Origin of the sequence: Legionella sp. W05-934-2, assembly GCF_964199965.1 — a bacterium.
Lineage (GTDB): Bacteria > Pseudomonadota > Gammaproteobacteria > Legionellales > Legionellaceae > JAFIFT01.
On record NZ_CAXMZT010000001.1, the window covers coordinates 185,499 to 198,464 of the forward strand.

Here is a 12,966-nt window from a genome sequence, read left to right on the forward strand (position 1 = left end):
CTATGTAACCTTAATTTAACCCTAGCGTAAGTTGTATAAATTCTTAGAATAGCATAAGCTGTAGCGAAATGGCATTAGTGAACAGCCCTAAAGTTTCGCTAAGAAAGAAAAAATGAAAAATTTGGCTAAATTTATGTGTTATCGGGAAACAATTCAGCTGATTAAGCCCGTTGACACACTAATTTGTACAAAGTTTTTCACCAAAGCAACCTTGTTGTAAACCTTAAGGGATGTTTTTTATTATAACATAATCTATCAATCGTTTCACATATCAAATAATATTAAATATCAATAGGATGTCGCTGTGAGCAAAACTAACAATCCCTTATTTCAACCCTTTACGTTACCTTGTGGACAAGCTATCTCAAATAGGCTTGTAAAGGCTGCAATGACTGAAGGGTTAAGTGTGGATGGCCAAGTCAATGATCGTTTGGTGAATCTATATCAACAATGGTCTATGGGGGGGGCAGGACTAATCATTAGTGGTAATGTGATGATCGATAGACGCTTTTTAGAACGTCCAGGCAATGTCATTATTGATCAAAGCAGTGATAAGAATCTTCTTAAACGATGGGCGCATGCAGGCAAATTAAATGGCAGCCGATTTTGGTTGCAAATTAGCCACCCTGGTAGGCAATGCACAAAATGGGTCAATCGCTCCCCCCTAGCCCCCTCTGAGGTAAGCCTTGATCTTCTCCATTCATTTGCAAAACCGCGTGCCCTTTTAACACACGAAATCGAACAAATTATTCAAAGATTCGCAGTAAGCGCTAAAATTGCAGAAGAATGTGGCTTCGATGGTGTTCAGATTCATGGGGCGCACGGCTATTTAATAAGCCAATTTTTATCCCCGATTACCAACCAACGAACCGATGAGTGGGGGGGCAATTTTGACAATCGCATGCGTTTTCTACAACGTGTTATAGAAGCAGTTAGGTCCTCCGTGAGCAGCCAATTCGCGGTGGGCTTAAAATTAAATTCATCAGACTTTCAAAAGGGCGGCTATTCGATCGATGATTGTATCAACGTGATCAATGTTTTAAATGACTATCCGCTCGATCTGATTGAATTATCCGGAGGCACTTATGAACAACCGCAGCTTCTAGGTCACCATGGTGATAAGGGGGAGGCCGATTTGCCTAAAAGGGATTCAACTATTGCCCGTGAAGCCTATTTTGTTAATTATGCGAAACAAGTAAGACAAGTTGCGAAAATCCCATTAATGGTAACTGGCGGATTTGAAACGATCACAGCGATGAATGAGGCGTTAACCCATGTCGATTTTTTAGGTCTTGCAAGACCATTCTGTGTGATGCCAGATTGGCCAAATCAATTGAAACAACACGAATTAAAAACGCTTCCGCGGCCTGAAAAAAAACTGTTAGGACATGGTCTTTTGGGACCGACAAGCCCTTTTCAAATGATACAAGGTATCAATATTCAAGGCGAAGTAGCCTGGTTTTACTACCAAATCATTCGTCTTAGTGATAAAAAATCGGTGAAATGGAACAAAAAGTTATTGGGCGCATTTCTTTTCCATGTGATCCGAGAGCAATGGTTGGCTTATAAACGACGAAAACAGCTTATTAAATAGCGCGATGCTCAACTTTTCGCAGAACCAATCAGGCCCGGGTACGATTGGTTCTGTGAAAAGTTGAGCATCGCGTGCACTAGTTTATAGCTATCAAGATAGGCGCATAAACTTGCGCTTCCTCGTCAATCGAGCGCTTAATTTGATTAAATAGACTCAGTTGACTAACAAATTTTTTACCAGCATTCGCTATGGGATTTTTGGGCTCAGTCGTTGTTACATTTTTGGCAATGTTGTCCCACCCTTCTACCTCTTTATCATAGTTTGATTCAACTAACTGGCTCAACTGACTGCGTTTCTTATTGATGACTCTTACCATCTGATTGCGCGTGATTTTTAACACCTCTTCTTGGGTAATTTGGTGATTTTCATGGATATCATGCCATTCTTTTAACAAGAGATGCAGTTGCTGTCTATTTTCATTCATTCGCTTGCTTTGTTCATCCGTTAACAACCCCTTTTTTTGTTCACCAGAAAATAATTCGTCATTAGCCTGGCATTGTTTCAATAGTTCAATATAAAATTGTTGAACAATCGATGCAGAATTTCCAAAAATCACATTCATGCGTTCATTAACTTGAAATTCAGGCAATTGGTATTGACCACCGTAATACGTCTGCCGAATAGATTGATATAGGTTATCTTTAACTTTACAATACAGGCTAGTTAAGCCTAATCCGATAAATATTGAAGGAACCAAAGCAGCCCAAAAAGCAATCTCCGGTAATGCAAGTGGTGCCAAAATAGCAGCAACCGCGATAAACGTGGCAGTCAATATCAATAAGGGGATCATTATCCGGATAACTTTTCGCAGTTCATTGGTTTCATAAAGACCAATGGATTGGTATTCACGAACAATCGGATGAAAAGGCTTTAAAATTCCGTAAATAGCATGTTTGAATTCAGATACATTCTGCGCGTTTCGGGCAGCACTATAGACGTCAAATAGAAAAAAATCCGATTGCGAGCCAAAACCCGTGTATTGAATAAATTGGTAAGCTTGTGCGAGTCTATCAGCATGTTCAAATAAACTGTTAGTAAAACCAGAGAATAACTGGCTAATCGATTCAGATGATTGTGCAGAAGCTACCTGCCGATATTTGCTAAGCTCGTCGAGCAATTTCTTGTGCACAGAATCTCTATAATTTTTTGCTTGCTCAGAAAAGCGCTGAGGTGAATCACTAAAAATTGCATCAACTAGTGCTTCAGCCAATTGTTGATTTTCATTGTTTAGATCGATTGGGCTGTCAAAACAAATGTGCTTACCAATATGGGATAAGATTGATTGGCGGATGATTTCTTTGCATTTTTTTAGATCAGTTTCATCGGTATATGGAAATACATCGCGTTTAAAAAATGGGTATTGTTTAAAAATTGCGTCTATTTCTTCAAATCTTATATTGATGCCTAATTGAAAAAGACACATGAGCCGACGTTGTATTCTAATTTCTTTTTTTAATGTTTCAATCTCATCATACCAATCCTTTTCCTCAACAAACACCCCAAGAGCTTCCCCTTTTTCTTTGATCTTTTGTCTTTCTACTAAAATGCTTAATTTTTCGTAAGACGTTAATAGATAGGAAATATCTGATTTTTTGATTTCTATTTCGTTAGTTTTTCGCTCAATTAATGCGCTGTAATAACGTTGCGTTAAATTAGAGGCGGATTTAAAATTTTTAAACAGTTCAAGAGTTTCATCGTTTGTCAAATACCGAGTCCACCAGTTAAATTTCACATATTTTGACAATAGATGATATCGATTATCTTCTATTAACTTCGAAAATGCTTGAGTCAGTGGATCTTGAATAAACGCTTTGGAGATATTCTCTGGCAAGAAAGGTATTGCAGGAAACAGATAGAGCAACTCACGGGGATATGACATAATGGACAACGGAAAAAAAACTAGAATTATACATATAATGACCAATTTGTCAATATGCACTCATTTGTGTCTCTATCAACAACATACTAACTAAGATTGATACTTGTTATTGATTAGATAATTGGTAAAGCTCATGCAATTTCTTGTTGAATTCGTATGTTATGATAATTAAATGAGCCGTATCAAGAGCACAAAATAAGTTCGTTGCAACGTTATTCACGGAAATTTTCGAATTCCATCGGCAAATTCAAATCGGAATTTTTTAACATCGCAATCGTTTCTTGTAAGTCGTCTCTTTTTTTACCAGTCACGCGAACTTTATCCCCTTGTATGCTGGCCTGAACTTTCAATTTGCTTTCTTTAATAAATTTTACAATACGCTTAGCGTCTTCTTGTTCAATCCCTTGCTTGAAAGTCAACGTTGTCGAATAAAACTTTCCGCTTCGAGACATCGTTTCTGGCTTTTCAACACCCATCATATTTAAATTGCGTTTAGCAGATTGGGTACGGAAAATATCTTCCATTTGCTCAACTTGGAAATCTGACTCCGCTTTTAACGTTACAATGAACTCATTAAGCGTGTATTCGGCCTGGACGCCCCTGAAATCAAATCGATTCTGCAACTCCCGAACTGAATTATCAAAGGCATGTTGTAAAGAAACTTTATCTGTTTCAATCACGATATCAAATGATGGCATAGAATTTTCCTCAGAAATATTGATATAAAATGCAAATGTTACCACATTTCAATAAAAATAATGCGCTTGCCTCTTGCCAAATTGTTCAAATTTGAAATAATAAGCCTTTTTTTCCTCGATATTTATGAAGCGATTATGACGAAAAAGTTATTCATTAAAACGAACGGTTGCCAAATGAATGAATATGATTCATCCAAAATGGCTGAAGTTCTCCATCACGCCAAAGGGATGATTCAAACAAGTAATGTTGATGAAGCAGACGTCATTCTTTTAAATACGTGTTCTATCCGTGAAAAGGCACAAGAAAAAGTGTTCTCTCAACTTGGTCAATGGCGTGAATTTAAAAAAGCCAATCCAAACATTATTATTGGCGTTGGCGGCTGTGTTGCCAGTCAGGAAGGTGCTGATATCATCAAAAGAGCGCCTTATGTTGATATCGTTTTTGGTCCACAAACCTTGCACCGACTCCCTGCATTGCTAAATGAACGGGAACGAACTGGGAAACCGGTTGTTGATATCAGTTTTCCTGAGATCGAAAAATTTGATCATCTCCCTGCTCCAAGGGCTGAAGGCCCCGTTTCATTTGTTTCTATCATGGAAGGTTGCAGTAAATATTGTAGTTATTGCGTCGTACCTTATACTCGGGGTGAAGAAATATCCCGTCCGTTTGATGATGTATTAGTTGAATGCTACCAGCTCGCGGCACAAGGTGTGCGTGAAATTAATTTATTAGGGCAAAATGTTAATGATTACCAAGGGAAAATGGAAAATGGTGATATCGCCGATTTAGCATTGTTGATCCATTATATTGCGGCGATTGAAGGAATTGGGCGTATCCGCTTTACTACTTCCCACCCGCTTGCTTTTTCGGATAATTTAATCAATGCTTATGCGGAAGTTCCGGAACTTGCCAATCACTTACACCTTCCTGTGCAAAGTGGTTCTGATAGAATTCTTACCCTGATGAAACGTGGTTATACCGCTTTGGAGTTTAAGTCCAAAATCAGGAAACTAAGAAAAGTTAGGCCCAATATCCGACTGTCGACCGATATTATTGTCGGATTTCCTGGGGAAACGGATGATGATTTTCAAGCCACCATGGATTTAGTCCATGAAATTGGATTTGATATGTCATTTAGCTTTATTTTTAGCCCACGACCCGGCACTCCAGCAGCGAATCTTGTTGATGAAACTACGATGGAAGTAAAAAAACAGCGATTACAACTATTACAAAATCGTCTTAATACACAAGTTGCTCGGTATAGCGAAGCGATGATCGGCACCACTCAGCGACTACTGGTGACTGGTTTTTCCAAAAAAAATGAGCGACAACTAGCAGGACGAACCGAATGCAACCGTGTGGTTAATTTTAATGGTCCTGATGAATTGATTGGTCAGTTTGTTACGGTTACTATTACGGAAGCCTTGCCAAATTCACTGCGTGCAAGATTAATGGAAACAGAATGTGAATCAGCCTGATAAATCCGTTTCATTGACTGTCGATGAGCAAGGTCATGGATGCCGCATTGATCAATGGATTGTTAATAATCAACCCCAATTCTCAAGAAATTACTGGGCGGATCAAATTAAATCAGGCAATGTTTTGCTAAACGATCAAACCTGTTTGCCAAAGTCGAAATTAAAAATCGATGATTCGGTCTTCATCAAGGAATCTTGTTTTACACCAAAGATACAATTAGATAACATACCCCAATCGATACAGCTTGATATTATCTATGAAGATGATCAGATTCTTGTGATCAATAAACCAGCGGGGCTTGTCATTCATCCTGGTGCTGGTAATAGCGAATTTACATTATTAAATGGGTTATTAGCCTACTATAAAGAATCAGCGAACTTGCCAAGAGCAGGTATTGTTCATCGCCTAGATAAAAATACGACGGGGATTATGGTTATTGCTAAAACATTAGAATCCTACAATAGCCTAGTCCAACAACTACAGCAACGCATCATTAAACGGGAATATAAAGCCTTAGTTTATGGGCATATTATTAGTGGCGGCTGTATCGAAACGTTTTATGGTAGGCATCCAAAAAACCGATTGAAAATGGCTGTTTTAGTGTCTGGCAAAGAAGCCATTACCCATTACACGGTTGACAAACAATTTCAACATTTTACCTTACTGAATGTGCAACTTGAAACAGGTCGAACCCATCAAATAAGAGTCCATATGGCTCATATAGGACATCCAATCATTGGTGATACACTTTATGGGTATCGATTAAAGCTTCCCCCCAAGCATTCAGACCTCGTTAAAAATCATTTACAAGCCTTCAAACGTCAAGCGCTGCATGCATTTAGGTTAACATTAGAGCACCCATCTTCCAAACAAACCTTGACTTGGATGGCCCCTATTCCTGATGATCTAAAGTCATTAATTTGTGCAATTGAGGCTAATTATAATGATAATTACACCTAATTGGCAGGCACCTAAGCATGTCAATGCCTTTGCTTCAACACGAATGTCCGGAGCAAGCCATTATCCCTACCAGTATGGTAATCTAGGGCTTCGCACCGGCGATACCATGCAACATGTATTGCAAAATCGGCAATTGTTAATGCATGAGCAATCCATGCCGACCTCTCCAGTTTGGCTACATCAAACACACAGTACGCATGTTGTTGATGCGACACATAATCAGGATAATCAAGCGGATGCAAGCATTACAAGGCAACCTAATCAAATTTTAGCAATTTTAACGGCAGATTGCTTACCCATTATTTTAACGAATAAAACAGGCACAGAGATTGCAGCCATTCATGCGGGTTGGCGTGGCTTGTGTGATGGTATCATTGAAAATACGCTAAAAAAAATGCATAGTAATGCGAATGATTGTATCGCATGGGTTGGCCCTGCGATATGCGGTCATTGCTTTGAAGTAGGTGATGAAGTATGTGATCAATTTAAACTTAACTATCCTTTTTCGCCAAGATATTTTTTCAAACAACAAAAATGGCATATCCATTTGGATGAATTGGCAGCACATATTCTTCGCTTAAATGGCGTCATGTCGATCCAAAAATCCAAATTATGCACATTTGAACAAAAAAATCTCTTCTACTCCTATCGTCGAGACGGGCAAACGGGTAGAATAGGAACTTTTATTTGGTTTGATAAACCTATAGGTTAACACTATGAACATGAAAATAATGATCCGTTTTATTTTAATTGCATTGTTAGGGCTATCCCCTGTATATGCAGCAAATACCCAAGCAGTGACTATGCCAACCTTTGCGCCAATTTTGAAAAAGACAATGCCAGCCATTGTCAATATCTCAGTACAAGGTTATGTGCCAGCACCAGAAACACCTGCCGAACTCGAAGAACGCACCATAAGAGGTTTGCCCCCAAAGCCCCGCAAATTTAATAGCATTGGTTCAGGAGTCGTGATTGATCCATCAAGCGGCATTATCATTACCAATGACCATGTAATTCGTAATGCAAGTATCGTCACTGTCACGCTCCACGATGGACGACGCTTAAAAGCCAAAATCGTAGGCAGCGATATGGAAACTGATTTGGCTGTATTAAAAATCGAAGCTAAAAACTTACAAAGTCTACCCATCGCAGATTCCGATCAAGCCGAGGTAGGCGATTTTGTGATAGCAATTGGTAACCCGTTTGGATTAAATAGTTATGGAAATAGCCAGTCGGCCACATTTGGAATTATCTCTGCCCTTAAACGAAGTGATCTAAATATTGAAGGCGTTGAGAATTTTATTCAAACAGATGCTGCCATTAACCCGGGCAACTCGGGCGGCGCACTTGTCACTGCAAAAGGCGAGTTAATTGGAATCAACACAGCGATTCTGTCTCCTTATGGCGGCAATGTGGGTATTGGATTTGCCATTCCAATAAACATGGCTCGAGAAATTGTTCAACAAATTTTGCGTTATGGATCCGTCCACCGTGGGTTGATGGGTATATTTGTTCAACCATTAACGCCGGAATTAGCCGTCGCTTTAGGGTATAGTGAAAATTTGCAAGGTGCTCTAGTATCGCAAGTAAATGAAAACTCCCCTGCTGAAAGTGCCGGATTAAAAGCAGGTGATATCATTACAAAAATTAATGATTCACCTATTACACAAGCGTCACATGTTAAAATAACCACTTCCTTACTACGAGCTGGTACAGAAGCAAAAATTCATGTTCGCCGTGATGGAAAGCAATTGGTCTTGACAACCATCGTGACTGATTTAAAAGAGCATGAGCAAAAACTTCAGTCCGAAAATCCCTTCTTGTTTGGTTTGGCATTGAAAAATTATGAACAAGAAACCCCGCTTCATGGAAACGTGGTTGGTGTGCAAGTCGTAGGTGCTTCCGAAACAAGTGCTGGATGGCGTGCAGGATTAAGACCTGGTGATGTCGTTATTAGTGCGAATAAGAAACACATTAATGACGTTAAGTCCTTGCAAAAAGTCGCTAAAGAAAAAAGTGACCGCTTGCTACTGCAAATTGTTCGAGGACCAGGCTCGCTATTCATTCTTGTTAGTTAATCTCTTTTCCTTCTGCGGGTAGATATCATTCAAATATTTGCCCGCCCTTACTAAAAGCAAACCAAATACTAGTAAATCTTGGATAGATGGTAATCGTTTCATATCGAAAGCTATCAAATCAAAATATTGAAGAATGTCATTGACATTCAAAACTAAAATCGTAAAATAAGCATCTTCAATGGCTATGTAGCTCAGCCGGTTAGAGCGCGGCACTCATAATGCTGAGGTCGGTGGTTCGAGTCCACCCATAGCCACCATCCCCTCCATAATCATCATTTTAAGCTTTTGTTATCTTATAAATTTGGGTATTATGTCTTAATGTATAGAATTTTTGATGTTTGGCTTACATGCTAAGAAAACTAATCACCACATCGCTACTATCGATACTATCCGTGTGCCTGTATGCGATGAATGTAACCATCCATACTAAAACGGAAAATGGGCAATCCACCTATCTACTTCATGCTGGTGCATTTTCCAACCAGAATAATGCTCGAACACTTCAGGAACAGCTGAGCAAACAAACGCCCGTCCCTGTTCGAATTAGTTATATTGAAAGTAAAAAACTCTATTTAGTGACACTTGGACCACTCACTGAATATAAGCAAGCAATAGAATTGCGGGACCAGTTAAGTGAGGAAGATTCACCTCAATCAGCCATTCAACCAGTACAACTGGCATCTTCAAAACCCACTTTTGAAGTACCTTCACATGCACCACCACTGAAAAAGAAAGCATATAAAAAACTATGGAATTTAAAAAATGCTGACATCCGAGCGGTGATAGCTGAAGTATCTCGGGTAACAGGGAAAAATTTTCTCATAGATCCGCGAGTGCAAGGCAAAATTTCGATTGTTTCAAGCACACCTATTTCAGATAAAGAGCTTTATCAAGTCTTTCTATCCATGTTGCAAGTTTCTGGTTATGCAGCGATTCCAAGTGGATCAACAATAAAAATCGTTCCTAATATTGATGCAAAAACTCAAAGCCCTGACTTTCTTAATCAATTAAGACACCCCCCTGATGGCGACGAAATGCTTATTAGCGTAGTCCCCGTTGAATATGTGCCCGCAGAACAGTTGGTTCCTGTTTTGAGACCCTTGATGCCTCAGTGGAGCAGTGTTTCAGCGTATGGTCCCTCAAATATGCTGATATTATCGGGGAGAGCTAGCAATATTCGTAGTATGGCTGATATCATTAAACGAGTCGACAGTTCTTCTTCCAATGGAATCGATATCGTTCAGTTACAAAATGCATTAGCAATGGATGTCGCAAATACCCTTAAGGATATTGTTAAGACTCGAACGCTAGCAGGCAATAATCCTAAAACTATGATTGCGCCAGATGATCGCAGTAATTCAATATTAATCAGTGGCAGTAAAACAGAGCGTATTCGCTTAAGATTATTGATCAATCAGCTCGATCAACAAAACAGTGGCTCTCGACAAGGCAACACAAAAGTTGTTTATTTACATTATCTTCGTGCCGAGGATGTTGTCCCTATCTTAGCTGGTGTAGCGCAGGCGAATTTTAGTGGTAAAGTTGGAACAACCATCGGTACCATTACTAAACCCGAGCTTGATAGCACCATGCCGCAATCTGGGCTTGCAACAGGAACCTCGTCAAGCCCCCCTCCTTTTGATGGTGCTTTCCAGCCAAGCGGCTCACCAATGGGTGGGATGGAAGGTTCAAAATCGAATAACCAACAAGTAAGTAGCGAATCGGAAGGATCGACAAAACCAACCGTGCAGATTATCGGTGAGCCGAATACAAACTCCATCATTATGAATGCACCTGCGAGCATCATCAGCATTTTAAATTCAGTGATTCGCCAAATTGATATTCGCCCCGCTCAAATTTTAATCGAGGCAATGGTTGCTGAGATGAATGAAGCGGATGTGAATCGATTAGGAATTGAATGGGGTACGAATCAACAAACGGGTAATCCCGCAAATTTTCGACCTGGGTTTGCAATTATTAATTCAAAAACGTCAATTTCCGATTTTCAAGCGCAGATTATTGCCCTCGCGAACAATCGAAGAGCCAATATTCTCTCCACACCTTCTGTCGTTGTCCTGGATAACCGCCAAGCTAAAATTCTAGTGGGTAAACAAGTATCTGTCCAAACGACGTCTTATCCCAATAATGCGAGTGGTACAACAACCGCATCGCCGTATGTCACATTCGACCGTGTGAATGTCGCCTTGCATTTATATGTTAGACCCCAGATTACAAGGGGTAATGGCATTCAAATGCAAATCGACCAGGGTAATGACACCATTGATCCTGGTAGTACCGATGCACTAAATCCTGTCTTTAATATCAGCTCAATTGTGACTGCTATTCATATTGAAAGTGGTGATATCGTGGTGTTAGGTGGATTAATACAAGATAGTCTCGGCAATGATGATCAAAAGCTACCCATTTTAGGGGATATTCCAGGTGTTGGTCGATTATTCCAAAGAAACATTCGTTCTCGTGAAAAGAAAATGCTCATGGTTTTCATCAAGCCCATTATTTTACATAGTGAACACGACGCTGTTCGTGTGAGTGGTGGCAAATACCAAGAAGTACGCAACGAAGAACTTGAAAATTTACGCAGCCAAGAAATATACATCGAAGACGATAAACATTTGGTTCTAGAACCTTTAAGCTCTGCAAAATTGCCGATACCTTTTTCGGCACAGACAAAAATTGTGGCGATTGCACCTGCAAAAACAATACTGCCTCCACCAAACATGAAAGCGACTCAACCACCACCAGACAAGACAACCAAGTAATGACGATGATGAATGATTCTAATGCCATTACCCTACCCTATCCATTTGCTAAAAAGCATCAGGTTGTCTCAATATTTAATAAAGAAACGCAAAACTATGATCTCTATTTTTATAAAACGCCTGATGCAAGAGCTTTATCTGAAATCTATCGCTTATTAGGTCAGACAATTAATCCTGTTGAAGTATCAGAAGAAATTTTTAACCGATATATGACGGCTTTTTATGAGAATCGATCGGATATTGCTAATCTCAATATTAATTTTGAAGACGAATCACTTGAGCAATTCTCTCAAAACCAACCGCTTAGTGAAGATCTATTGGACACCCAAGACGATGCGCCAATCATCCGACTAATCAATGCACTCTTTACCCAAGCGATTAAAAAAAAGGCATCTGATATTCATATTGAGACCTATGAAGATCAAGTGATAGTTCGCTTTCGCATTGATGGTGTTTTACAACAGGTATTAGATATTAAACGCTCGGTAGCACCTTTAGTGATTTCAAGAGTGAAGGTGATGGCAAAGCTCGATATCGCTGAAAAACGCATACCTCAAGATGGTCGGATCTCTTTAAAAATTGGAAGTCACACTATTGATGTCCGTGTTTCGACACTTCCTTCTAACCACGGCGAACGCATTGTCCTTCGGATTCTCGACAAACAAGCTGCCAAGCTTGATTTAGTTCATTTAGGCATGCCTGATGATATATTGGAAGGCGTTAGAAAACTCATCGCTCAACCCCACGGTATTATTCTTGTGACGGGGCCAACAGGCTCTGGTAAAACAACATCCTTGTACGCCATGCTGACAGAGTTAAATGAAATTTCACGCAATATTCTCACAATCGAAGATCCCATCGAATATGACCTCCCCGGCATTGGACAAACACAAGTTAACACCAAGGCTGGAATGAGCTTTGCCAAAGGTTTACGAGCAATTTTACGTCAAGATCCCGATGTTGTTATGATCGGCGAAATTCGTGACTTAGAAACAGCAGAAATAGCCGTACAAGCGAGTTTAACAGGTCACTTGGTATTATCGACGCTCCACACTAACACAGCTATTGGTGCGGTCAGCAGGCTTCATGACATGGGGGTCGAGTCGTTTTTATTGTCCTCAAGCCTCATTGGGCTAATCGCACAACGCTTAGTTCGTCGTTTATGCGATCAGTGTAAAAAACCACATCGTGTAACCTCGGAAGAAAAAAGGATAATGGGTTTTGCGCACAATAAGAAAATTGCGGATATTTATGAAGCGGTTGGCTGTGAAAATTGCAATCACCTTGGTTATCAAGGCAGGGTTGGAATCTATGAGTTGATACCCGTCAATGAAGAAATTCGCACACTGATACACCGCAATGAATCCCAGCATGCCTACGAATCTGTGTTACGTCCCGCCATTGCCTCTATTCGCAAAAATGGATTTGACAGAGTCTTAGCGGGGATAACAACGCTCGAAGAGATTCTCAGAGTCACTGCCGATAATAATTAATAAC

General features: G+C 39.9%; 9 protein-coding genes and 1 tRNA gene. 8 read left to right on the plus strand and 2 right to left on the minus strand.

Annotation, left to right across the window (positions count from 1 at the left end; genetic code table 11):
• The first annotated feature begins 304 nt into the window (after positions 1-304).
• Positions 305-1,594, plus strand: coding sequence for an NADH:flavin oxidoreductase/NADH oxidase family protein (locus tag AB3348_RS00880; RefSeq protein ID WP_367605655.1), 1,290 nt, complete (start codon positions 305-307; stop codon positions 1,592-1,594).
• Positions 1,595-1,670: 76 nt separating this feature from the next.
• Here the strand turns inward: AB3348_RS00880 and AB3348_RS00885 are convergent, their stop codons facing one another.
• On the minus strand, positions 1,671-3,473 hold the full coding sequence (locus AB3348_RS00885; protein ID WP_367605656.1) for a hypothetical protein: 1,803 nt from the start codon (positions 3,471-3,473) through the stop codon (positions 1,671-1,673).
• A 212-nt stretch (positions 3,474-3,685) separates the two neighbouring features.
• Complete coding sequence (locus AB3348_RS00890; RefSeq protein ID WP_367605657.1) at positions 3,686-4,171, minus strand: YajQ family cyclic di-GMP-binding protein; 486 nt, start codon at positions 4,169-4,171, stop codon at positions 3,686-3,688.
• 135 nt (positions 4,172-4,306) lie between these two features.
• On the opposite strand from AB3348_RS00890, the gene miaB reads away from it, so the two are divergent.
• From miaB to gspE, 7 genes are all read left to right on the plus strand, one after another.
• Positions 4,307-5,650, plus strand: coding sequence for a tRNA (N6-isopentenyl adenosine(37)-C2)-methylthiotransferase MiaB (gene miaB, locus AB3348_RS00895; protein WP_367605658.1), 1,344 nt, complete (start codon positions 4,307-4,309; stop codon positions 5,648-5,650).
• The gene (locus AB3348_RS00900; RefSeq protein ID WP_367605659.1) at positions 5,637-6,611 is read left to right on the plus strand and encodes an RluA family pseudouridine synthase; all 975 of its coding nucleotides are present in this window, start codon (positions 5,637-5,639) and stop codon (positions 6,609-6,611) included. The genes miaB and AB3348_RS00900 overlap by 14 nt, the downstream gene beginning before the upstream one ends.
• Positions 6,595-7,323 carry a peptidoglycan editing factor PgeF gene (gene pgeF, locus AB3348_RS00905; RefSeq protein ID WP_367605660.1) on the plus strand — a complete coding sequence of 243 codons (729 nt, stop codon included), beginning with the start codon at positions 6,595-6,597 and terminating at the stop codon, positions 7,321-7,323. The genes AB3348_RS00900 and pgeF overlap by 17 nt, the downstream gene beginning before the upstream one ends.
• Positions 7,324-7,333: 10 nt before the next feature.
• Positions 7,334-8,689 carry a Do family serine endopeptidase gene (locus AB3348_RS00910; RefSeq protein WP_367605867.1) on the plus strand — a complete coding sequence of 452 codons (1,356 nt, stop codon included), beginning with the start codon at positions 7,334-7,336 and terminating at the stop codon, positions 8,687-8,689.
• A 180-nt stretch (positions 8,690-8,869) separates the two neighbouring features.
• Positions 8,870-8,946 (plus strand) — tRNA-Met (locus AB3348_RS00915).
• A gap of 90 nt (positions 8,947-9,036) precedes the next feature.
• Positions 9,037-11,469 (plus strand): GspD family T2SS secretin variant LspD, encoded by a 2,433-nt coding sequence (gene lspD / locus AB3348_RS00920; protein WP_367605661.1) that lies wholly within the window; start codon positions 9,037-9,039, stop codon positions 11,467-11,469.
• A gap of 5 nt (positions 11,470-11,474) precedes the next feature.
• A complete protein-coding gene (gene gspE, locus AB3348_RS00925; protein WP_367605662.1) occupies positions 11,475-12,962 on the plus strand; it encodes a type II secretion system ATPase GspE in 1,488 nt (495 codons plus the stop codon).
• Positions 12,963-12,966: the final 4 nt, after the last annotated feature.